Source organism: Salibacterium sp. K-3 (assembly GCF_054052005.1).
In genome coordinates this window covers 1032926-1056265 of the sequence record NZ_JBSVZE010000001.1, presented here as the reverse complement: position 1 = coordinate 1056265, position 23340 = coordinate 1032926, and the positions used below count along the sequence as shown (strand labels likewise).

24 protein-coding genes and 1 other annotated feature are annotated in these 23340 nt (G+C 49.0%); of the genes, 7 read left to right on the top strand and 17 right to left on the bottom strand.

From position 1 onward, the window contains the following. Positions 1–4: 4 nt before the first annotated feature. The 5 genes from pfkB to ACW9JV_RS05085 all read right to left on the bottom strand — a co-directional run bounded on the left by pfkB (position 5) and on the right by ACW9JV_RS05085 (position 4468). A complete protein-coding gene (gene pfkB, locus ACW9JV_RS05105; protein ID WP_457332004.1) occupies positions 5–952 on the bottom strand; it encodes a 1-phosphofructokinase in 948 nt (315 codons plus the stop codon). Continuing rightward, positions 949–1704 (bottom strand): DeoR/GlpR family DNA-binding transcription regulator, encoded by a 756-nt coding sequence (locus tag ACW9JV_RS05100; protein WP_457332002.1) that lies wholly within the window; start codon positions 1702–1704, stop codon positions 949–951. Before ACW9JV_RS05100 ends, pfkB begins: the two co-directional genes overlap by 4 nt. A 373-nt stretch (positions 1705–2077) precedes the next feature. Further along, positions 2078–2920: an MBL fold metallo-hydrolase gene (locus ACW9JV_RS05095; RefSeq protein ID WP_457332000.1), complete on the bottom strand. Its 843-nt coding sequence runs from the start codon at positions 2918–2920 to the stop codon at positions 2078–2080. Between the two features lie 10 nt (positions 2921–2930). Continuing rightward, positions 2931–3593, bottom strand: coding sequence for a tRNA (guanosine(46)-N7)-methyltransferase TrmB (trmB, locus tag ACW9JV_RS05090; RefSeq protein ID WP_457331998.1), 663 nt, complete (start codon positions 3591–3593; stop codon positions 2931–2933). Positions 3594–3682: 89 nt separating this feature from the next. Next, a complete protein-coding gene (locus ACW9JV_RS05085; RefSeq protein ID WP_457331996.1) occupies positions 3683–4468 on the bottom strand; it encodes a phosphotransferase in 786 nt (261 codons plus the stop codon). 347 nt (positions 4469–4815) lie between these two features. Between ACW9JV_RS05085 and purU the strand changes: the two genes are divergently transcribed. After that, complete coding sequence (gene purU / locus ACW9JV_RS05080; protein WP_457331994.1) at positions 4816–5688, top strand: formyltetrahydrofolate deformylase; 873 nt, start codon at positions 4816–4818, stop codon at positions 5686–5688. Here the strand turns inward: purU and ACW9JV_RS05075 are convergent, their stop codons facing one another. The 4 genes from ACW9JV_RS05075 to thpR are packed head-to-tail and all read right to left on the bottom strand — an operon-like array spanning position 5689 to position 8304. Continuing rightward, positions 5689–6639 carry a nuclease-related domain-containing protein gene (locus tag ACW9JV_RS05075; RefSeq protein ID WP_457331992.1) on the bottom strand — a complete coding sequence of 317 codons (951 nt, stop codon included), beginning with the start codon at positions 6637–6639 and terminating at the stop codon, positions 5689–5691. A 12-nt stretch (positions 6640–6651) separates the two neighbouring features. Next, on the bottom strand, positions 6652–7344 hold the full coding sequence (locus tag ACW9JV_RS05070) for an LrgB family protein (RefSeq protein ID WP_457331990.1): 693 nt from the start codon (positions 7342–7344) through the stop codon (positions 6652–6654). Then, complete coding sequence (locus tag ACW9JV_RS05065) at positions 7337–7702, bottom strand: CidA/LrgA family protein (RefSeq protein WP_457331988.1); 366 nt, start codon at positions 7700–7702, stop codon at positions 7337–7339. The genes ACW9JV_RS05070 and ACW9JV_RS05065 overlap by 8 nt, the downstream gene beginning before the upstream one ends. 35 nt (positions 7703–7737) lie before the next feature. Next, positions 7738–8304 (bottom strand): RNA 2',3'-cyclic phosphodiesterase, encoded by a 567-nt coding sequence (thpR, locus tag ACW9JV_RS05060; protein WP_457331986.1) that lies wholly within the window; start codon positions 8302–8304, stop codon positions 7738–7740. Positions 8305–8470: 166 nt separating this feature from the next. Here thpR and cysK point away from each other — a divergent pair, with 166 nt between their 5' ends. Beyond that, on the top strand, positions 8471–9409 hold the full coding sequence (gene cysK, locus ACW9JV_RS05055) for a cysteine synthase A (protein WP_457331984.1): 939 nt from the start codon (positions 8471–8473) through the stop codon (positions 9407–9409). A 337-nt stretch (positions 9410–9746) separates the two neighbouring features. Then, entirely contained in the window at positions 9747–9965 is a 219-nt protein-coding gene (locus ACW9JV_RS05050; RefSeq protein ID WP_457331982.1) for a DeoR family transcriptional regulator, read from the top strand. Positions 9966–10013: 48 nt separating this feature from the next. Here the strand turns inward: ACW9JV_RS05050 and ACW9JV_RS05045 are convergent, their stop codons facing one another. From ACW9JV_RS05045 to ACW9JV_RS05025, 5 genes are all read right to left on the bottom strand, one after another. Further along, positions 10014–10754: a pseudouridine synthase gene (locus tag ACW9JV_RS05045; protein WP_457331980.1), complete on the bottom strand. Its 741-nt coding sequence runs from the start codon at positions 10752–10754 to the stop codon at positions 10014–10016. Next, positions 10741–11436, bottom strand: coding sequence for a hypothetical protein (locus tag ACW9JV_RS05040; RefSeq protein ID WP_457331978.1), 696 nt, complete (start codon positions 11434–11436; stop codon positions 10741–10743). Before ACW9JV_RS05040 ends, ACW9JV_RS05045 begins: the two co-directional genes overlap by 14 nt. A gap of 29 nt (positions 11437–11465) precedes the next feature. Then, positions 11466–12605, bottom strand: a complete 1140-nt coding sequence (gene ftsW / locus ACW9JV_RS05035; protein WP_457331976.1) for a putative lipid II flippase FtsW — start codon at positions 12603–12605, stop codon at positions 11466–11468. Positions 12606–12730: 125 nt separating this feature from the next. Continuing rightward, the gene (locus ACW9JV_RS05030; protein ID WP_457331974.1) at positions 12731–14371 is read right to left on the bottom strand and encodes a putative polysaccharide biosynthesis protein; all 1641 of its coding nucleotides are present in this window, start codon (positions 14369–14371) and stop codon (positions 12731–12733) included. 66 nt (positions 14372–14437) lie between these two features. Then, positions 14438–14851, bottom strand: a complete 414-nt coding sequence (locus tag ACW9JV_RS05025) for a secondary thiamine-phosphate synthase enzyme YjbQ (protein WP_457331972.1) — start codon at positions 14849–14851, stop codon at positions 14438–14440. Between the two features lie 93 nt (positions 14852–14944). Here ACW9JV_RS05025 and ACW9JV_RS05020 point away from each other — a divergent pair, with 93 nt between their 5' ends. After that, positions 14945–16222 (top strand): NAD(P)/FAD-dependent oxidoreductase, encoded by a 1278-nt coding sequence (locus ACW9JV_RS05020; protein ID WP_457331970.1) that lies wholly within the window; start codon positions 14945–14947, stop codon positions 16220–16222. Between the two features lie 56 nt (positions 16223–16278). On the opposite strand, the gene leuS is transcribed toward ACW9JV_RS05020, so the two are convergent. Further along, complete coding sequence (leuS, locus tag ACW9JV_RS05015; RefSeq protein ID WP_457331968.1) at positions 16279–18702, bottom strand: leucine--tRNA ligase; 2424 nt, start codon at positions 18700–18702, stop codon at positions 16279–16281. An 87-nt stretch (positions 18703–18789) separates the two neighbouring features. Further along, positions 18790–19024 (bottom strand) — a binding site (T-box leader). A 229-nt stretch (positions 19025–19253) separates the two neighbouring features. Between leuS and ACW9JV_RS05010 the strand changes: the two genes are divergently transcribed. Genes ACW9JV_RS05010 through ACW9JV_RS05000 form a run of 3 tightly spaced genes read left to right on the top strand, consistent with a single transcriptional unit; the run spans position 19254 to position 21374 of the window. Further along, positions 19254–20225, top strand: a complete 972-nt coding sequence (locus ACW9JV_RS05010) for a TIGR01212 family radical SAM protein (RefSeq protein ID WP_457331966.1) — start codon at positions 19254–19256, stop codon at positions 20223–20225. Continuing rightward, positions 20222–20794, top strand: coding sequence for a class I SAM-dependent methyltransferase (locus ACW9JV_RS05005; protein ID WP_457331964.1), 573 nt, complete (start codon positions 20222–20224; stop codon positions 20792–20794). The genes ACW9JV_RS05010 and ACW9JV_RS05005 overlap by 4 nt, the downstream gene beginning before the upstream one ends. Before the next feature lie 13 nt (positions 20795–20807). Beyond that, positions 20808–21374 (top strand): beta-class carbonic anhydrase, encoded by a 567-nt coding sequence (locus tag ACW9JV_RS05000; protein ID WP_457331962.1) that lies wholly within the window; start codon positions 20808–20810, stop codon positions 21372–21374. 15 nt (positions 21375–21389) lie between these two features. On the opposite strand, the gene ACW9JV_RS04995 is transcribed toward ACW9JV_RS05000, so the two are convergent. Both ACW9JV_RS04995 and ACW9JV_RS04990 read right to left on the bottom strand, forming a co-directional pair. Then, on the bottom strand, positions 21390–22472 hold the full coding sequence (locus ACW9JV_RS04995; protein ID WP_457331960.1) for a tetraprenyl-beta-curcumene synthase family protein: 1083 nt from the start codon (positions 22470–22472) through the stop codon (positions 21390–21392). Next, positions 22469–23281: an alpha/beta hydrolase gene (locus tag ACW9JV_RS04990; RefSeq protein WP_457331958.1), complete on the bottom strand. Its 813-nt coding sequence runs from the start codon at positions 23279–23281 to the stop codon at positions 22469–22471. The genes ACW9JV_RS04995 and ACW9JV_RS04990 overlap by 4 nt, the downstream gene beginning before the upstream one ends. Positions 23282–23340: the final 59 nt, after the last annotated feature.

The window sequence follows — 23340 nt, the reverse complement described above, 5'->3', positions numbered from 1 at the left end:
TGTTTCACCCCTTTTTTGAATTCACGCGGCTCTCTTCGTCCAGCGGCTCCACTTTTATCTCTCTTTGGAGCTCTTCCACTTCATCTTTGGTACAGAATGTTTCAGAAAACGCCGTAGCGCTTCCGGCAGCCGAGGCAAATGCGAGAATATCCTCAGGGCTGTCGAACGTTTTCCTTCCCGCAATAAAGCCGGCTACCAGTGAATCTCCTGCCCCGACAGAGTTGACCGCTTTGCGTTTCGGAGGGACGGCCCGGCAGGCACCTTCCGGATGAAGATAAACCGCTCCTTCACCGGCCATGGAAACAATAACATGTTCGATGCCGTACGCTTCCATTAATTTTCTGCCGTAATACGCGGCATCGTCTGCCTGCTCAATCGAGACATCATAAAGTTCTCCAAGTTCGTTGTGATTCGGCTTTATAAAATACGGCCCGGCTTTCAATGCTTCTTTTAACGGCTCCCCGCTTGTGTCGAGATACACCCGGACCTTCTGCCGTTTCAAGGTGTGCAAAAGTTCCCGATAATACGAGGACCCGAGCATGGCGGGAAGACTGCCGGCGAGAACAACCTCATCTCCTTCTTCGAGCTGTTCAAGTCCGGATTCGAGAGCTTTGGTGTGCTGATCCGTGACGGCAGGTGATGTGCCGTTCACTTCTGTTTCCTCATCCCCCCTTATTTTGACGTTAATCCGTGTATCCCCGTCGACAGCGGTGAAATCAGTATGAATGCCTTCCCTTTTCAACACATCTTTAATATAACTGCCGGTAAAGCCTCCGATGAAACCGAGCGCGGTATTCGGCATTCCGAGGCGGTACAGTACCCGGGATACGTTAATTCCTTTGCCGCCTGGATATTTGATATCCTCCCGCGACCGGTTGACTGTTCCTTCCCGGAATCCGGGAACGTCTACGACATAATCCAGAGCTGGATTAAGGGTTACCGTATAAATCATGTTTTCACGACCTTTACTTCTGTTCGTTGCTGCAGCTTCTCAAGCTGTTCGTTATCGATCCCCGCCGAGGTAATAATAGATGCGCGTTCCACCTCTGCGACACTGGCAAAAGAAATTTCGCCCAATTTGGAGTGGTCGACGAGCACCCATGATCTCGAGGATAAAGAGAGTGCCGTTTTCTTTACATAAGCTTCCTCCGGATCCGGAGTGGTATAACCATTTTCTGCATCCACCGCATTCATTCCAAGAAAACAGGCATCGAAACGGAATTCGCGCAGGGACATGGCTGCTTTTTCACCGGTCAGAGCGGAAGTACCGGGTTTTGCCTTGCCGCCGGTCACATACGTCTGAACACCCTGCTCCAGGAGAAGCGGCACATGGGGGATGCCGTTGGTCACCACGACTACCTTTTTGCCTGCTAAATGAGGAATGACCTCCACGGTGGTCGTTCCGGCATCGAGGAACAAACAGTCATGGTCTTTAATCATGGAAGCTACTTCTGCGGCAAGCCTTCTTTTTTCTTCCTGATTAACACTTTGCTTTTCGGCAACCGTGGGTTCTTCCAGTTTTCGTTTTAACAGGGATGCCCCTCCGTGTAAGCGCTTTACATACTTTTCAGATTCCAGCTCGGTCAAATCCCGTCTGATTGTTGATTCAGATGCCCCCACAGCCGAAACCAATTCCTGTACAGACGCTGTCTCCCGGGACTGCAGCACTTTTAATATCTCTTCTCTGCGTTCTGTATGAAGCATATCTAATCTCTGCCTCCTATCAGCATAAAAAGGAAACGCTTACCTCTTTCTATCTGCTTCCAGTATATACTCGTTTTCAATCAAAATCAATCAATAACAATCAATTTTCCGTAAAAAGTGATTGTTTTCATTCAATTATTTGAAACAACAAAAAGAGTCTGGGACAAAAGGATAGAAGCCAACTGAAAACCCGAATAAACGACTAGCTCGCTGCAGCCGGCTTCCGCTGGTTAGAAAAGCAGGCTGCCCCCGTGGAAAGTGAAGTGTTTTGACGAAGCGTTGTAGGATGCAAAACAAAAATTCCGAATGATTCACTTAAGAATCGTTCGGAATTTTTCATTCATTTTATAATTTTGTCCCATTCTCTAAAAACCTATGACCTCCGCAGTACCTGCTGGTGTATATTTTTATCTTCATCAAACTGCAGCGCCCTGTATTTATAGTCATGGTAAAAGGTGTACCAGGCCTGGTTTCTGTAACCGATATCCATATATTTTTCTTTCACGGCAATGGAGTCGATGGGATAATCATCATAGGCGGTTACCCACAGCACGTGTTGGTGAGCATGCGTCGGCATATTGTCCGCCATATGAATCAGCATTTTTCCATCCTGTTCGATGGTAATGATGCTCATGCCGCGGCTGTGGCCGCCTGTTTTCTGCATCGTAATTCCCGGTGCGGGGCTGTATGATGTTTCATACGTTTCCACGCGGTGGCGCACCGGCTTCCAGTTTTGTTCCCAGTATGTGTTCGCTGACCGGATATTAGGATGTTTCGTTTCTTCCCATTCCTCGGCCGAAGTGCGGATCACCGCGTTCTCAAAGGCCGGAACATCTTTGCCGTCCTGATGCTTCACCAGACCGGCAGCATGATCATAATGCATGTGTGTCATCAGTACATCCTCAATATCAGCCGTTGTTAATCCGAGATCATGCAGATCCTCTACAGCATAGGATTCTTCCGTAATACCAAAATTCCGTATCTGTTTTTCAGTAAAACGGCCGCTGCCGATCCCGGCTTCAATCAGCATTGTTCTGCCGTTTCCCTGTACCAGTATTGGATCGCTCCGCATCTCCACCTGGTTTTTTTCGTTTGCGGGATATTTACCCGACCAGAGTGGTTTCGGCACCACTCCGAAAACGGCACCGCCATCGAGATGAGTAACGCCTCCTCTGAGCCAGGTCAGGGTATAATCCCCGAACGTCAGCTGATCCACAGAACCCCTCCTATTCGTCGATTTCCTTCGCGTGTTCCGGGTAAAAAGCTTCCAGTCTGTAAATCGGCTGTCCTTTCTGGTAGAACTTCCTCTCGTACTCTGTCATGATATTATGTTCCATTCCGCTGTTATGAAGATCAAGAGATATATTCTTCAGGACCATACCATACCTCGACATGCTCTCCAGGCTGTATTCAAACAGTTTTTGATTATCGGTTTTCATATGGATATCGTGCCCGTTTTGCAGTACTTTTTCATACAGGGATAAAAAGGTTTTATAGGTCAGCCTTCTTTTTTCATGGCGGGTTTTAGGCCACGGATCGGTAAAATTGATAAACAGGCGCTCTATTTCATTTTCCCTGAAAAAATCCAGCAGATCGATGACATCCCCGTGTATAAAACGGACATTGTCCCGTCGTTCATGCAGGAGACGCTGCAGACCTGTAACAAGCACACTTTCGTATTTTTCCATTCCGATAAAATTGATATCCGGGTAGGCCCGGCTCATTTCATCAATAAATTTTCCTTTGCCTGTACCAAGTTCCACGTATATCGGCCGGCTGTTGCCAAATAGGTCTTTCCATCCGCCCGGCACCTGGGACGGGTCTGAAATGACAAATTCCGGATGGTTCCTGATCCAGTCTTTTGCCCACGGTTTATGACGCAGTCTCAATGCTATTCCTCCTGTTTCATGCAGCGGAAGGTTTTTCGATACTGGAAAAGTCCGGCATCACAAAGCCGGACTTTCCTTGACTGTCCTTTTTAAACAGTACCGTATACTAACTGACGGAGATAATCTGTCCACGAAGATGCCTGCTCATAAGAACCTTTATTCCGATAGTAAAAGGCATGATCCAGAGCATTTGCTGTTACATACCAGTGCATCCGCCGTTTCAGGTTCCGGGTGAGCGGCAGTCCGTAATGATGAAGCCACTGTTCCCATTCCTCCACCGGTATATATTCATATAACAGCAGTCCCAGATCAAAAGCAGGATCAGCAACCGTCGCCCCGTCCCAGTCAATTAAATATAATTCGTGGTCGGAATTGATCATCCAGTTATTATGGTTCATATCACAGTGACAAACAACGAGCGGAGAAGCTGTCACTTCCTGATAATCGGCAAGCAGATAATGAAGGGCTTCCTGAAATAATGGAGGATGAGATTCATCATGCTGCATCTGCGTTTTTAGATTTTCAACGATGATCGACGGCGTCAGCGGTTCGTTTCCAATGCGTTTAAACATATCAAGCAGTTCGCTGGATGCATGAATTTTACTCAATAATTCAGCCACATCCGCACGATTCATATCAGAGGCACGCAGTTCCCTTCCGTGCACCCACCGCTGCGCGGTAATGACATCACCGTTTTCGAGCCGTTTTGTCCATAATAACTTGGGAACAATTCCTTCGGCAGAAAGTACTGCTAAAAACGGGGACGAGTTGCGTTTCAAAAACAACTTCTGTTCTCCAGCCCAGGCTATATACGCTTCTCCGGTCGTTCCGCCTGCGGGTTCAACGGTCCATTCATTTCCCAATAGAAGATCCATACCTTCACCCTCGTTTTCACAGTTTCCTCTTTCAACCATCAAGGTCCGGCAGAAGTCCGTCTGTTTCTCTAAAATAAATTCTATAATATCAAAAATCTGTATGAAACCGCATCATACCGGTAAGTCCCAGATTTTCAAGCATGATCGATGTCGTAAAAGAGCGAATCGTTTTTTATAGTATCAAAGATTTTTATGAATCGTCAATGACAACCTCTGTTCGCTCCGGGGACGGGAAGAGGCGGCTGATGCAGGCATGTGCCGTCCCGGGGTTCTTCTTCTTTTTTTTACCTTGCAGGAGTGATATAGTAAATGACGTATGAATGATATGAAATTGGAGGATTATTGTCATGCACGACACCCATTTATCCAACCGGGCCCGGCTGCTTATCTCCTGTCCGGACCAGCCCGGCATCGTGGCTGCTGTATCGCAGTATCTGCAGGAGCAGCATGCCAATATTGTACAGTCCGATCAATACAGCACAGATCCGGAGGGCGGAACATTTTTCATGCGTATTGAATTTACGCTTCCCTCTTTTGAAGAAGGATTCCACCGTATTCTTCAGGACTTTGCTCCGATCGCCGACTCTTTCCAGATGAGCTGGAGACTGGAGCAGGAACGAAAAAGAAAAAAAATGGCCGTTTTTGTATCCAAAGAAGACCACTGCCTTCTGGAACTGTTGTGGCGCTGGCGTTCCGGTGAACTGGAAGTGGACATCCCTGTCGTCATCAGCAATCACGATCAGCTCCGTGATATTGTCGAAAGTTACGGCATCCCTTTCCGGCACATTCCGGTAACCAAAGATACAAAAGCAGAAGCCGAACAGAAACAGAAAGAGATACTGGAATCCTATAACATTGATTTTATCGTGCTTGCCCGTTACATGCAGATTCTATCTCCTTCTTTTGTGGAAACCTTCCGGCACAAAGTCATCAATATCCATCACTCTTTCCTGCCGGCTTTTATCGGGGCCAATCCGTATCAAAAAGCTTTTGACCGCGGGGTGAAGTTGATCGGAGCCACTGCCCATTATATCACCGATGATCTCGATGAAGGTCCGATTATTGATCAGGAAGTGCTGCGGGTTAATCACCGCTATTCTGCAGAAGAATTGAAAATCGCCGGCCGGAATGTAGAAAAAATTGCCCTGGCCCGCGCCGTGGACTGGCATATCCAGGACAAAATTCTCGTTTTTGAAAACAAAACCATCATTTTTAACTGATCAATCTTCCCCTTCCCTATCTTCCATCTCCTCCCTCCGCCTGAAGGAAGTCGTCAGCGTATGCTGCAGTAAGGTTTCTGCCGCATACAGCTGATTTTTCTTGATGGGCGAGGGATTTCGTTTAATTTTATCAAACCAGGCATCGTGATTTCTTTTGTCCGCCATCTCCACTTTCATTCCCGCCACCCGGTGGTCGATAACTGAAGAAGGAGACCATACAGCCCGATGCAGCTCCATCTCCGGGGACTCCTCCTTGAAAATAGACTGGATGACGCTCGTCATCCGGTTCAGGGAGATGACCGGATTAATGATCCGCTTCCTGCTTTTGTGCACATACTCATTCCAGTAGCGGCCCGACGATGTTTCAAAAACACTGTTTTTCTCTCCGGGAAGATAAGCGAGACAGATGATCGCAGTCGGGCTGACAAGAATGATATCCATATCAAGCGGTGCGCGGCCGACAGAAAAGACCGGATAATACAGGACGAGATAATTATCAGGCAGGTTGCGCAGCAGGAATCTTAGAATCTGATCGTATTTATACATGGGATCCATACGTGATTCTTCCAGCAGCGAAGCACTTGCCCAACGCAGCTGAGCCATGAACAGGTCCTCATAAAACAGATCTTTCAGTTCATCGAGAGACTTTCCTTCATAAAACAGCGTCCGTTCATCCGCATCATGGTTCTGGTTTCGTTTTTTTCCCCGCTCCTGGAACTGTTTCAGCCGGCTGAGGGCACCGTGGAGCATTCCGTTTTCGGCTTCTTCCAGCCAATCCTCCAATGATTCTTCCTGCGTGGACTCGAAAGGCCGGTCGTTATTCACCTTTCTCCAGTCCCGTTTCATCGCTTCCCAGCGTTCTTTTTTCAGCCGGGAAAAACGGCTCAGATACCGCTGCATATCATGCATGTATCTTGACGTATAATCTTCCAGTTTTATTAAGTGAGCCACATTGCTGCCTCCTCATGAAAAGAAAATCGCTGTCAGTAACGGGGTGATAAATGACAGAAGCAGAGCACTCAGGGTCATGGCAACCGATCCTGCCGTCCCTTCAAGTTCACTATTTTCAAGAGCTTTTGCTGTACCGATCGCATGTGAAGCGCTTCCCAGTGCGATTCCTTTCGCTAATGTCCTGGTAATTCCAACCGATGAAAATAAATAAGATGCTGTTACCACCCCGCCGATTCCTGCAACCATCACAAAGACAGCTGCAACAGCTGGAATGCCGCCGGCCGTGTCGGCAATATCCATTGCAACGGGGGTGGTAACCGACTTTGGCAGGACCGTGGCAATCAGTTCATCGTTTATGCCCAGCCATTTCGAGGGGAAATATCCCGACACGACGCCGGATACTGCTCCAACCGATACACCTGCAGTAAGCGGGAGTGCATACTTTTTCAGGATTTCCCGCTGCTTGTACAACGGCAGGGCCAGCGCCACAACAGCAGGGCCCAGCAGCCTCTCAATCCATTGTCCTCCTGTCATGTAGGTCGAATAAGAGATATCTGTTATTAATAAAACCAAAACAATCGTTATCGTTCCAGTAACAATAGGAAGGGTGAAAGGGTAGGGAAAACGCCGGTAAAACCGGCGGACAGCCATATATACCATGATTGTTCCCGCTGCAGCGGCAAATGCCGTAAGCCATTCAGTCATCGAGCCCCCTCCTTTTCAACAGAAGCTGAACCGTCCATCCGGATGTTACCAGAACAAGCAGGGTACTGACGTAAGCAGTAACAATAAGCCATATCCCATCACCGGCAAACAGGCCCGCATAGGCAATGATCCCAGCCGTAACCGGAAGAAAAAGGAGCGGCATATGGGACAGAAGCAGCGACGCCCCTTTCTCCACCCAGGATGGGTTCACCACCTTCAGGGAAAAACAGAGAAGCAGCAGCAGCATCCCTATGATACTGCCGGGGATCATAATCTGGAACATTTCCTGAATCCAGACACCTGTATAATAAAAGATAAATAGAATAGCGATGTGAAACATCATTCGAATGGTTTCCATTATTATCCTCTACCTACCAACATTTCATTGACGTCTTATTTTCCTTTATCGACAGAAAGCGGAAAGGTATCCACTCTTTCATACTTGGGTTCCTGATGAAGGTGTGTTCGAAACAGCACAGCTTCCTTCACCTGCCAGGTCATTGTTTCCAGTTCCGGAACCAATTCCGCACAGTCGGAAAAAGACGCGCTCCCCGTCCATTTCCTTGCGATTGTAATATGAGGCCGGTACGCCCTTTTTTCTTCTGAAAACCCGAGGGACGTGCAGCTTTTTGATACATCCTGCTGCAAAAAGACCAGTTCTTCCGGACAGTCCGTGTCCGCCCATAACACTTTTGGAGCATCATAGGATCCGAAATATCCGATCCCCCCTGTTTTCATGGTAAAAACCGGACTCCTCCGGCAGCTTCTTTTCACTTTCCCGGCCGTCTTCTGAACGGTCCGTTCTTCTGCTGCCCCCAGAAAAAACAGGGTGATGTGATAATCTTCAGGGTGCACCCAATTTTTAAATGAAAATTCCCCGGATACCGTTGTTCTCCACGCAGCGATTCTTTCTTTTATCTGTTCCGGCAGCGCCAGCGCAATAAAATAGTGTGCTTCCATACCGAACCTCCTTCCGCTTGCAATCGTGCTCCTCTCATTATATCGAAAGAAACAGATATTGGCTAAAAACAGATTCATCCCTGCCTCTTTGTGTAAATAGAAGATAAAGGAAAGGATATGTTACGATAAGGTCTACAATCGATTAGAGGAAAAGGAAGTGACCGCCATGTACACTGTATCAAATATCTCCGACTTAGTAGGAGACACCCCTTTGGTTAAACTGAACCGCCTCCCTGCCGAAGAGGGAGCTGACATATATCTGAAGCTTGAATTCCAGAATCCGAGCGGCAGCGTAAAAGACCGTGCCTCCAGAAATATGATCGTACAGGCAGAAAGCAAAGGACTTCTGGATCCGGATTCTGTCATCATTGAGCCTACCTCCGGCAACACCGGAATCGGTTTGGCCATGAACGCCTCCGCTAAAGGCTATCGCTGTATTCTGGTGATGCCGGACACCATGTCCACAGAACGTATTAATTTACTGAAAGCTTACGGAGCGGAGGTGGAGCTCACGCCCGGCAGGAAAAAGATGCCTGGAGCCATAGAACGTGCGCATGAGCTCGTAGAGGAGATACCATCCAGCTTTATGCCGATGCAGTTTGAAAATGAAGACAACCCGGACGCGCACCGTACAGGTACCGCGGAAGAAATTAAAGAAGCATTGGACGAGCTGGGAAAACCTCTCGGCGCGTTTGTCGCCGCATCCGGCACAGGAGGGACGATTACCGGAACAGGGGAATCACTCCGCTCTTCCTACCCGGATGCAGCCATTCATGTCGTGGAACCAAAAGGATCACCGGTTTTATCGGGCGGAGAACCAGGTCCGCATAAACTGGTCGGCACCAGCCCCGGCTTTATACCGCCTGTCCTCAACCAGGATATATACAGCCATATTTATAAAATTCCCGACGAAGATGCGTATAAAACAGCCCGCGACCTTGCCTGTAAAGAAGGCATTCTCGTCGGACCCTCCTCCGGCGCGGCTTGTTTCGCCGGAATGGAAACGGCCCGGCAGATGAATCCCGGCGAAATCGTTGTCGTCATCGCCTGTGACACTGGAGAACGCTATCTTTCCACCGACCTTTTTGCAAGCAGCGAAGATTAAAAGAAAGAGGAGGAAGCATCTGTACTTGGTGCTTCCTGTTTCTTTGTAAACACTCTTCCGAAAAAATATGACTTTTCTATATTTTTTATTAAGTATTGCAAAAATCATTTTGATGTGCTTTGCGTGCACAGAAGAATTATTGTATAATGCAACTACAACATTGGGGGCCATTGATAGGATGGATCCATTCATGTACCATTGATCGTTTTGGACCTTGTTACACTACTGCATCAAACAACAACCCCTGCATCGTTTTCCTGTCAATGCGGAAACAGTACAGCATGATGAACGCCCCGGGAGAACATCTCCCCATTCATTAAAGCTAAGGAGTGGTTTTTTGAGGCCATCAACCGACCGCATGATCACCCGGGTAAAATCGATTTATCTTTATATCAAAGAGAAAGGAACGGTGACAACGAGGGAACTGGTTGACGAATTCGGAATCACCCAGCGGACGATTCAGCGGGACCTGAATGTGCTGGAATACAATCAATTGGTGCACAGCCCTTCCAGAGGGAAATGGACATTGACAAAGAAGAAAGTGAAAGTATCCTGATATTTAATAATGAAAGACGTATAAAGACGGAACCGCCGGACTGCTTCATCAGCGCGGCGGTTCCGTCTTGTCACGATGATAGGCTTCTTCCAGCAGCTGCTGGACTTCTTCTTCTTCCATCTCACGGTATTCTCCGGCTTCCAGCTCTTCATCAAGCTCCAGCGAACCGATCTGGACACGTTTTAAATAAAGAACCTTTTTCCCTACTGCTTCAAACATCCGTTTCACCTGATGATATTTTCCTTCCCTGATGGTCACTCTTACACGGTCCGGATCTTGCGGCATCAGCTCAAGTTCAGCCGGCTTCGCTTCATAACCATCATCAAGGGTAATGCCTTCCGTGAACGCGTCTGCATCTTCCTGTGACGCCGGCCGGTCCAGCAGCACCTCATAGATTTTCGGCACTCCTTTCTTCGGCGACGTCAGGGCATGGGCGAACTTTCCGTCATTGGTGAGAAGAAGCATCCCTTCTGTATCCTTATCCAAACGGCCCACTGGAAATGGATGACGCACCACGTCTTCCCATTCCAGTACATCCAGCACGGTTTCATGCATGTCATCTTCCGTGGCACAGATGATGCCCGCCGGTTTATGCATCATTAAGTAAATAAATCTGCGGTATACAAGCGTCTCTCCTTTCACTTCAATGTTCTGGGTCTCCGGATCGAGGTGGACGGCCCCGTTTGTAATTTTCTTCCCGTCCGCTGTAACAGCTCCCTGTTTAAGGAGCTTTTTGACGTCTTTTCTCGTACCGAAACCGGTATCGGCCAGTAATTTATCCGCTCTCATCCATGTTCTCTCCTTTTTTCTGCTGCAGCTCCCGCCATATCTGTTTGGCAAAACTTCCGTGCGCTCCTTTTAGATGAGCATCGGTTACGCCTGCTGGAATGCCGGCAAACACGGCTTTCTGTACCTCCGGTGAAACATTCTGCTGTTCCAGACGCTCCTCGAGAGCGTCGATCATGTTCATCGTTTCCTCCACCGCTGTTTTATTCGCTCGTTCCACCATTTCCTCTGTTCCTTCAGCTACCTGAATAAAAGGACCGAGCCATTTCCGGACAAATTCACGTTCCTTTCTATATTCCTCCGGCATAACAAACAGAGCTCCATTCTTTTCTTTTTCAGCCTGTACAGCATGTCCGGGAAATTTAAGAGGAACAATCCGGAAGTCCGGCAGAGTATGCTGTACGGTTTCTGCATACAGCGATGTAGACATCAGATAAAAGATGCTGCGCGGAGCAAAATAGGTTCGATACTCCCGTAAAAAAGGGATGACAGCTTCCGGTGGGAGTGCCAGCAGAATGTGATGGTGTCCGGAAAAGGAGGAAGGAGGACAGAAACGGATCCGGGGATCGGAGGCTGATGCCTGTTCCACTTTCCAGGAAGTGCGGTTGAAAATGTGAAAATGTTTTTCCCCCTGATGGAGCGAAAGAATCATTTTCGTTAGTTTACCGTATCCTGCGATCAGCATCTCATTTCCCCCTTCGTCTTTCTGCATCATTATGCAGCAGATTGTTCATCTCTTTCCCTTTTGGCCCGTTTCCCTTCTCTTGAAATATTTGCGAGGATACCAATACCGGTCATGGAAACAAGCAGGGAGGACCCTCCATAACTTAAAAACGGAAAAGGAAGTCCGGTAATCGGCAGCAGTCCTGTTGCTGCTCCGGCGTTTACAACAGACTGGCTGCCAATCTGGAAGACGATACCGAAAGCCAGAAGCGTCCCGAACGTCTGCCGGCAGCGGATGCCTGCCTTTATCCCCCTCCAGACAATGGTCAACAGACAGATAATAACAAATCCAATGCCGAAGATGCCTAATTCCTCGGCAATGACCGCTAAAATAAAATCCGTATGGGGATCCGGCAGATAATGCATTTTCTGCACACTCTGTCCGAGACCCGTTCCTGTCAATCCTCCATGTGCCATGGATATATACGACTGTATAAGCTGATAGGCACCTCCACTTGCGCGTTCGGCCGTTTCAAAAGGATCCCGGAATGCAATCAGACGCTGCATACGGTATGACTCACTGATGGCAAAATAGGTGATCACGCTTCCGGACAAAAGAGCAAGAACTGTTATATGCCTCATTTTCGCTCCGGAGAGAAAAACGATGATCCCTGCTGTCATTAATATCGCAGCAGCCGTTCCAAGATCCGGCTGAAGCATGATGAGAGAGAACACAAATACAACCAGGACAAGCGGAGGGATCACTCCGCTGACGAATTTATTAATGTAGGACTGCTTCTGGGAGTAAACCTGGGCCAGGTAAATAATTACCGCCAGCTTCACAAATTCGGACGGCTGTATGGTAAACGAGCCAATCGAAATCCAGCTCGTCGCGCCGCGGATGTTTGTCCCGATCAAAAGAACGAGAATAAGAAGCAGAATCGTCCCGGCAATCAACAGCGGAGAAAGTCTTTTCAGAGCTTCGTAACGGAAATGCATAAAGAAAAACAGAAGTCCACTGCCGACAGTCAGCCAGATCAGCTGTCTGTCAAAAAAATGGGAAGGGTTGTCATACACATCAATAGCCAGCGGAAAACTGGCACTGTATATCATGATGACACCAAATACACTGAGCAGCATCGCTGCGCTTATTAACCACCAGTCATAATCTTTGTAACGTCTTGTTTTCATTGTACCTCCAGGGTAACTGCGCGTCCCTTCAGCATTATTATTACCCGATTTTCGGGTGTTGCTATATTATACCACCGGCTGCGGCCCTGAAAAAGAGGACCTGGTCCTTGTTTCAGGATTATCCCTCATGGAGCAGTTTTTCCCGGCCGTCTCAGGAAAGTAAAACGATTCCCGAGAACCATGCCTGCCAGCCCGGTTTTTATACTTAAAATAAAATACACTCCTGCTCCCGCGGCTACACTGAACATTTCTACCAGAAACGCATGCTGCCAGGACTGCAGCGGAAACATTGTCTCCGCCCCCTCCTTCACAATGGTGGCAGCCGCAGCCATCACAACAGTAAGAACAACGATCAGCATCGCACGCTTCGTTAATTTGCGGTAATTAAAACCTGTAAATCGAGCGATCCCCCGTATATTCATGCCAACAGCTGCAGCATAGCCGGCGAGCGTGCTGAAACTACCTCCCACAGGTCCCATATAATACAGAAACAGATAAGCCGTCATTCCTTTAATACAAAGCCCGATGAACAGAGAAGCAACGACATAGCTCTGTCTATTGATTCCCTGCAGAACGGCTGCCGTCACGGAAAAAATGGAAAAGAAGACGGCGGCGGGCGCGTAATATCGCAGGATGTATCCGCCAAGTTCCATATCATCTATACCGAAAAGGACGGCAAACGTCGGATAGGACAGAACCATCAACCCGGCTGCTGCCGGCACGGCAAGAAAAAGAATGACCTGATACGTCTGCGTAATCTGACGCTGGAGCATCTCTTTGTTGTCATTGGTATACGCATTCGTAATCGCCGGGATTAACGTCACAGACATCGCGGTAGCCAGAGCGACGGGAATTAAAATCAGCTTATGGGCGGATCCTGAAAACGCCCCGTATGCCCTTTCCGCCGCCCTCTGCGTAAATTCCTGTGAGGCTGTCAGGGCATTGTTGAATGTAAACAGGTCAATCATCTGAAAAAGAGGAATGGCAAGTCCGACAAACGATAACGGCAGCGCATATGAAAGCAGTTCTTTATACATGGTGCTTAAAGGAATATTGTAATCCGTGGTGCTTTTCTCCAGCTGCTCGTGCAGAAAACGGCGGCGTTTCCGCCAATACATGAGCAGCACAGCCAGTGAACCAACTCCTCCGACAAATGCGCCGAACGTGGCAATGCCGACAGCCGTTCCCCGGTCCCCGCCGAAGATATGCAGCACCGCAAACGCCATCGATAAAATAAAGGTGATGCGTACGATCTGTTCCACTACCTGCGAAACAGCGGTGGGTCCCATCGACTGAAATCCCTGAAAATAGCCGCGGATAATAGACATACCGGGAATGAGAAGAAGCGCCGCGCTCACCATTCGTATCGTGAACACAACATCACTCATGTCATTTCCGCCGATGGCATCCGGACTTGGGATAATCCAGCCCGCTATGAACGGAGCTGTGAAAAACATAAGGAGAAAAGCCAGAAAACCGGTCCCTGTCATAATCACAAGGCCGGACTGAAACAGGCGTCGGCCGGTCCGGTAATCCCCGAGCGCATTATATTTGGACACGAATTTGGACACTGCCATCGGCACGCCGAGTGTCGCCAGGCTTAACAGAATGGTATAAGGCTGGTATCCGTACTGGTAAAGCGCCATACCCTGCTGTCCGACGAGAGCAACAAAAGGGAACACAAACATCATCCCGAGGAACTTGGATGAAAACTGGGCTGCCGATAACAGCATCGTGCCCCGTAAAAATTTATTTGAATCGGCCATTACTTCCACTCCAATCAGCATCGCTGATATTGCATAACATCTGACATTTTACCACAAACCAGCCGTCTATACTTCTCGAGCGTCAGCGATTCCCTTCACGTACATAGTGCGCTGCCGAGGTCCGTCGAATTCACAGAAGTAAATACCCTGCCAGGTTCCCAGAACGATCCGTCCCTCGTCTATGATCAACGTCTGCTGCGTTCCGACTGTGGAAGCCTTTAAGTGGGAGGCCGAGTTCCCCTCCGCATGCCTGTATTTCGGATGATTCCACGGATACACTTCATCCAGTTTCATGAGCATATCGTGTTTCACATCCGGGTCTGCGTTTTCATTGACCGTAATCCCTGCCGTGGTATGCGGACAGTACACCACAAGGAGCCCGTTTTTTAATCCCTGCTTCTGTACCCATTGTTCCACCTCCCGCGTTACGTCCACCATTTCATCATGCTGTTTTGTATGTATCGTCATTTTTTCAAGCATGCATTCTCCTCCTTCTTTTGACAACGTCTTTCATTCTGGATAACCTAAGCTTATCATCTTTTTTGCAACTGATTAAATAAGGCGGGAATAACTATGAAATACAATACGATTATTATCGGAGGCGGTCCGGCCGGTTTAATGGCTGCGACGGCGGCTGCAGAACACGGAGCGAGTGTCCTGATTGTCGATAAAGGGAAAAAGCTCGGGCGCAAACTGGCCATCTCCGGCGGCGGACGCTGCAACGTAACCAACCGTATGGAGCAGAAAGAGCTGATCGAACACATCCCGGGAAACGGTCGGTTTATGTACAGTCCCTTTTCCATTTTTAACAACGAAGACATCATCGCCTTTTTTGAAAACCTCGGCATTCCTCTAAAAGAAGAAGACATGGGGCGGATGTTTCCCGTGAACGACAAAGCCATCACGGTCGTACAGACCCTGCTTCAGAAAATAGAGGATCTCGGTGTCAATACACGGCTTCAGACCAAAGTCGATTCCCTCACGTTTAACAGCAGCCGGGTGACCGGTATGAAACTCGATAATGGCGAAACACTCGAAGCCGATACGGTAATTGTCGCGACCGGAGGCCGATCCGTCCCGAACACCGGCAGCACCGGGGACGGCTACCCTTGGGCCGAAGCGGCCGGACATACCATTACAGAACTCTATCCGACGGAAGTTCCCATTACGTCGTCCGAGTCTTTTATTCAGCAGAAGACCCTGCAGGGGTTGTCGCTGTCGGGAGTTGCCTTAACCGTCTACAATCCGAAAGGGAAGAAAATAAAAACACACCGCGGAGACATGATTTTTACCCATTTCGGTATTTCCGGACCGATTGTCCTGCGCTGCAGCCAATACGTCGTAAAGGCATTAAAAAAACATCAGACGTCAACCCTTCCGATGGGGCTGTCCCTGTTTCCCGGCACCAATAACGAAACCATGTTTCAACAGCTCGCAGACGCCAAAAAGAAAGAAGGAGCTAAAGCTTCCAAAAATGCGTTGAAACACTTCGCACAGGAGCGCCTGTTATCCTTTTTTCTTGATCAGGCAGCCATCCCGGAATCTCAACCGCTTCAGGATATTCCAAACGACGCGCTCCGACGTCTTGCCGGCCTGCTGACTGACTTCCGGTTTGAAGTCAACGGTACGCTCTCCATAGAAGATGCTTTTGTGACCGGGGGCGGCATTTCGATTAAAGAAATCCACCCGAAGCGGATGGAATCCAAAATCACCGAGGGACTCTTTTTCTGCGGTGAAATTCTTGATATTCACGCCTATACCGGTGGATTCAACATCACGTGTGCCTTTTCAACCGGATATACGGCCGGAAGAGCAGCAGCAGAATCAGCAGATTCCTTTTCTGCCACGTGAAATCAGTCCGAACGTGTAAAAGCAGCTGTTCCCCGTCGAAGAGGAACAGCTGCTTTTTATCCGGCAACGACAATATTGACGAGTCTACCGGGGACGGCAATGACTTTGCGGATCGTTTTTCCTTCTATTTCTTCGCTGATTTTCTCGTTTTCTCTGGCAAGCTCTTCAAGCTTTTCCTGATCGGCGTCTTTCGGCACAACTGCTTTAGCGCGTACTTTACCGTTCACCTGAAGGACGATTTCCACTTCATCTTCCACGAGCATATTCTCGTCATAGGACGGCCACGGCTCATAGGCGATCGTACCTTCATGGCCGAGCAGTTCCCAGATTTCTTCCGCGATATGGGGAGACACCGGCGACAACAGCTTAATGAATCCTTCCATCAACGGTTTCGGCAGCGTCTCCTGCTTGTAGGCTTCATTGATAAACACCATCAGCTGGCTGATACCTGTATTAAACCGCAGGTGGCTGAACTCTTCCGTTACTTTATGAACGGTTTTATGGTAGGTCCTTTCAAACTCTTCGCTGCCGCCGTCCTTTGTGACAGCACTGCTGAGAGCCTGCTTTTCATCCGTGAAGATCCGCCATACCCGGTCCAGGAAGCGGCGGGCGCCGTCAAGACCGTTTTCCGACCAGGCGACTGACGCTTCCAGCGGCCCCATAAACATTTCATAGAGGCGGAGAGTATCAGCCCCATGTGTTTTAATGATATCGTCCGGGTTCACGACATTGCCTTTGGATTTACTCATTTTCTCGTTGTTTTCGCCAAGGATCATGCCCTGGTTATAGAGACGCTGAAACGGCTCCTTCGTCGGAACCACACCAATGTCATACAGCACTTTGTGCCAAAAGCGGGCATAAAGCAGGTGCAGCACAGCATGCTCTGCGCCGCCGACATAGATATCCACCGGAAGCCAGTGCTTCAGCTTTTCTTCATCGGCCAGCTTTTCCTCGTTATCCGGATCGATGAATCGCAGGTAATACCAGCAGCTTCCGGCCCACTGCGGCATCGTATTCGTTTCACGGCGCCCTTTCATGCCTGTAGCCGGATCGGTCACTTCCAGCCAGCCTTCAGCGTTGGCAAGCGGGGACTCTCCGTTGCCGGACGGCTTAAATTCGTCCAGTTCCGGCAGTTCCAGAGGCAGTTCATCTTCGGGCACCGGCGTGAGGGAACCATCTTCCCAATGAATCATCGGGATAGGCTCACCCCAGTAGCGCTGACGGCTGAAAAGCCAGTCGCGGAGGCGGTACGTCACTTCTTTCTTCCCTTTACCTTCCTGCTCCAGGCGTTCTGTCATGGCTGAAATCGCCTCATCGGTATGAAGGCCGTTCAGGAATTCGGAATTCACATGAGGACCGTCTCCTTCATATGCTTCTTCCTCTAAATTGCCTCCCTGTACGACTTCTACAATCGGGAGGTCGAATTTTTCAGCAAATTCGTAGTCCCTCTGGTCATGACCCGGCACCGCCATAATGGCTCCGCTTCCGTAGCTGACAAGGACGTAGTCGGCGATCCAGATCGGCAGTTTTTCCCCGTTCACCGGATTAACAGCATACGCTCCGGTAAACACACCGGTCTTCTCTTTCTGCAGCTCGGTCCGTTCCAGGTCGCTTTTCGTACCGACTTCCTGTTTATAGGCTTTTACAGCCTCTCTCTGTTCTTCTGTCGTAATCTCATCAATCAATTCATGTTCAGGGGCAAACACACAGTAGGTGGCTCCAAACAACGTGTCCGGCCGGGTTGTGAAGGCAGTGAATGTCTCCTCATGACCTTCTATATCAAAATAGACTTCCGCTCCTTCCGAGCGGCCGATCCAGTTCCGCTGCATATCCTTGACACTTTCCGGCCAGTCCAGCTCATCCAGATCTTCAAGCAGACGGTCGGCGTAATCTGTAATTTTCAGCATCCACTGTTTCATCGGACGGCGTTCAACCGGATGATCGCCGCGTTCACTGCGGCCGTCTATCACTTCTTCATTGGCCAGAACGGTCCCAAGAGCCGGGCACCAGTTGACAGCTACTTCATCAAGATAAGCGAGACCTTCTTTGTACAGCTGGATAAAAATCCACTGCGTCCACTTGTAGTAGTCCGGATCGGTGGTGTTAATTTCCCGGTCCCAGTCATAGGAAAACCCGAGCGCTTTAATCTGGCGTTTGAACGTTTCGATGTTTGCCTGCGTGAACTCGCCCGGATTCTTTCCTGTATCAAGAGCAAACTGCTCTGCCGGCAGTCCAAACGCGTCCCACCCCATCGGATGAAGAACGTTGTACCCCTGCATCCGCTTCATGCGGGAAATGATATCCGTCGCTGTATATCCTTCCGGATGGCCGACATGAAGCCCGGCCCCAGATGGATAAGGAAACATATCCAGCGCGTAAAATTTCGCGCCGGCCTCCGGATCATCCGGCGTTTTGAAAATAGTATTGTTTTCCCAGTACTGCTGCCATTTCTTTTCAATATCCTGGTGGGGAAAAGCCATCGTATATGTACCTCCTTTGTTTATCGTACCCGTTTTCATTTTTCCGGTGATATATCCATAAAAAAACCCCCGCCCCTACCTGCTTCCTATAGGGACGAGAGGTTGTTTCTTTCAGCTGCCATTCCCGCGGTACCACCCTGATTGGCATGCATAAGATGCACGCCCGCTGTTGATGTCCCTAACGCGGATATACGGCAGAAGATACTGTTTTTTCTCTTCTGCAACTTAAAGGGGAGTTCACAGTTCCCTTCGTACGGCTTTCACCATCCGCCGTCTCTCTGTGTCCAGGTGCACTGTTACTATTCCTTCTCACCGTTATTCCCATATTAACGAAGCTTCATCCGGATCTCGTTCAATACTTGATATTTTATGAATTCATGCCCCTTCTGTCAAGAATTCTCAAGACAGGGAGACGGAATCTTTCATCTATCACATATTAACCATCCTATCATATATCAGAGTTATCTTGAAGCCTGCGGGTGTCTGTTTGGACGAAACAGTGAAACGTGCTAAAATACAGTAGTATAGCGTGTAGAAGGAGAGATTCAATCATGGCGCTCGATGAACAGGAAACCCATCCTCTGAAATGGGGAGAAAAAAGGTATCATACATGGAACTACCACCTTCGGGAACATTTCGGCGAAAAGATTTTTAAAATTCCTCTCGATGGAGGCTTTACCTGTCCGAACCGGGACGGCCAGGCAGCTTCCGGGGGATGCACGTTCTGTTCCGCCCGGGGTTCCGGCGATTTCGCCGGTGACCGGAAGGATGACCTCGTGACACAGTTTCACGAGATTAAAGACCGTATGCACCAAAAATGGAAAAACGGTAAATATATCGGTTATTTCCAGGCTTTCAGCAACACGTATGCACCGGTGGAAGAGCTGCGGGAAATGTTTGAAGTTATTCTCGAACAGGATGGTGTTGTCGGTCTTGCCATTGCCACCCGTCCCGACTGTCTTCCGGATGATGTCGTGGAGTATCTTGCTGAATTAAATGAACGTACGTATCTCTGGGTCGAACTCGGCCTGCAGACCGTTCATGAAAGCACAGCTGAACTTATCAACCGGGCGCACGACTTTGAATGTTACAAAGAAGGAGTGAACAAACTCCGCGCACACGGCATCCGGGTCTGCTCCCATATTATCGACGGGCTTCCGCAGGAAACCCATGAGATGATGAAAGAGACCGCGGCGGAAGTTGCGAAACTGGATGTCCAGGGCATTAAGATTCATCTCCTCCATCTGCTTAAGCACACACCGATGGTGCATCAATATGAACAGGGACTTCTCGAATTTATGGACATGGAGGAGTACGTGAATCTTGTTGTAAACCAGATTGAACTGCTTCCTCCGGATATGGTGATCCACCGCCTTACCGGCGACGGACCGGCGGATCTTTTGATCGGACCAATGTGGAGCCTGAATAAATGGGAGGTTCTGAACGCGATTGATGCCGAGCTGGAACGCCGCAACAGCTGGCAGGGCAGATATTATCAGCCGGAGGCGGCACTGTCGCGATGACGCTTCCCAACGTGCTGACGTTTGCGAAAGAATGGATCGAACGTTCTCTTGAAGATGGGGATACCGCCATCGATGCCACGGCGGGCAACGGGAAGGACACTCTCCATCTTGCCCGGTGTGTAGGTGGTACAGGCAGCGTATATAGTTTTGATATTCAGAAGCAGGCCCTCAAGCAGACAAAACAGCTGCTAATAGACCACCATCTGCTTGAACGGACCATTCTCGTTCCGGAAGGACATGAGAACGCGGCTTCCCGTATACCGGAAGACAGCCGGCAGAAACTGAAGACGGCCGTTTTCAATCTCGGGTATCTTCCCGGGGGTGACAAAACCGTCACCACCCGGGCCGAAACGACGATACAGGCTGTCTCAGGTCTGCTTGATATCATGAAAAGTGGAAGCCTCATCTTTGTTGTCGTTTATCCAGGACATCCCGAAGGAAAAATCGAAAAAGACAGACTCGAAGCATATGCATCGGAGCTTTCACAGAAGAAGGTCCAGGTGCTCCGCTATGAATTTATGAATCAGGTCAACAACCCGCCCTTTTTACTAATTTTTGAAAAAAGATAGGAAGTGAATGAACATGACAGTTATCGATTCCATACTTTCCTTTAATGAAAAATTTGTATCCAGTAAAGAATATGAACCCATGCAGACGTCGAAATTCCCGGACAAAAAAATCGTTATTCTGACATGCATGGATACCCGCCTGATTGAGTTGCTTCCACGGGCCCTCAATCTCAAAAACGGAGATGCAAAAATTATTAAAAACGCCGGGGCTATGGTTACAGATCCGTATGACAGCATTATGCGGAGCATCATTGTGGCATTGTATGCCCTTCAGGCCGAAGAAGTCGCAGTGATCGGGCATTACGGCTGCGGCATGACCGGACTGACATCGGATGCCATTTTTGATCAGGCTGAAGCACGCGGGGCCGATACAGCTCGTCTGGAGGAAGCAGCCTATGCCGGTATCGACCTGGACAAATGGATGCACGGATTCAACGACGTCGAAGAGAATGTCAGAAACAGCGCCGGCATTATTCGAAACCACCCGCTCCTTCCAGCAGGAACTCCCGTTCATGGACTTGCCATCTCCCCTGAAACAGGTGAGCTCACCGTTATCGAAAAAGCAGCCGCTTCCTCATGAAGCCGCTGCTTTTCTTTATTTTCCTCCATATACATCCTTTGAGTTCCGCCGGTACATCCACGTATTCACATAGAAGAAAGCAGCCGGCAAGCCGCCGAAACGGATGAAACGCTTTGCCGTTTTTTTCATCGACAGATCTGTCTGTACTTTTTCATCCGCCAGGTAAATGGCAAACAGCCCTTTCACAACCAGAGAATGAAACGCGGCATCCGGTAATTTCCGTACACTCCGCTCCGCCTCTTTTTTAAAGAAACGGACCCGCTCCACCATCTTTTCTTCATCGTCGTACTGCGCACAGAAATTCAGCTCATCATCGGCAATATCTTCCTGCTGATCAATGAAATAATCAAGCAGGATATGAACACCCTGGACATAAGGAAAATACGCGGATTTTATGGAACGGGCCTGTATTTCTGCCATATGGGATCTTGAAGCATACGCTCCCAAAGCGAAAATGCCGAGAGTAGAGCCGGTACAGGCATTAAATTCGTACCACTCGATATCCGGAAGAATGGGTTTCATCTCTTCAAACCAGGCCGTCAGCCTCGGAATCCGATCTTCTTTCTGGACGTGCTTATGCACCTGCAGGGTTCTGTAATAAAGAGAGAGCTCTTCCATGTATTCCTGTGCGCTCCAGAAACCCGGAAGCTCCACCAGTGTTTCCTGACAGGTTTCCACTAATGCTTTCAAATATCCGCCGTCATCCTGATCTTCACGGTACATGTAGTAGTTCTGCACGTCGCTGCCCGGTGCAAGGGCATGCTTTAATGCCTGGTGAAGCATCTGAAAATCATCGGGATTCTGAGATTCGCTCCAGTCACAGAGCCCATCCAGATAATCGCAGATTGTCTGGTAGGCAATAATAAAACGCAGCAGATTCTCCCGTCTCTTTTCATCAGAGGTAAACATGGCATAAACAGCGCCGCCTTCACAATGGAAAGCCTTGTTTTCGATGCTGTCCAGGGCCTGTTTCCGAAGTTCAGTATTCGGGATTTCTTCTGCTTTCTTCCGCCACTCTCCAAGCAGCCGGTGCACATCCGGAATGATTTCCCGGTAAATATGATACATCATCGTCCATGGTGTGGTTGGAACCTTCACTGTGATCCTCCTTCTTCCTTCTTCTTTGTTTCCAGGCGCTGCTCCACAAAATGCATCATGAACCGAAACACTTCTTCTCTCTCCGGTTCCTGCAGCAGTTCATGATATAATCCTTTCCATTCACGATAGGCACAATCTGAGATGCCAAGCTGGCTAAACCAGCGCCGCACGGCAGACGCATCCACAACATAATCCTGTCCGGCCTGCATGACAAGAGTGGATACATCCGGATAACGATCCGTATAGAGCTGACTCTGTTTCACCGCTTTTGTCAGCTCCTTGTACCACCGCAGCGTTACCGTTGATACGATTAGGTCATCCTGCCGGTATGCCGCCCGTGTGTCCGAATCTCTTGTCAACCGCTCCGCCGTTACACCCGAATCCGAACGCCAGGACGGAACCACGCGGTGCATCATTTTCGCGGTGATATCCGCCGCTTTATTTGGGTAGTCATACAGCCCCAGACACGGGGAGGTGAGAATGACACCCTGAACTGGTACATATTTTTCCATTAATGTCCGCACAGTGATTAAGCCTCCCATGCTGTGCCCCAGCAGAAAAACCGGCAGATGAAGGGAAGCCGCTTCTTTATACCAGCTGTACAGTGTTTCTATGTACTGATCGAACCGGTCGATGTGCCCTCTTTTTCCTCTTGTTTTCCCATGCCCAGGCAGATCCCCGCTTATCACATGAAAGCCCGAGCTGTTCAGACGGCTGATCCATCCGCGGTAACGGCCGTGATGCTCACCGGCTCCGTGTATTATGATTATAGTGCCCCGGGCATTATCCGTTAACCACGTTTTTAACATCTGTCATTCCTGCCTTTCCTGCTATGCAGAAAATCCCGATCTCCTGCACTATCCATTTT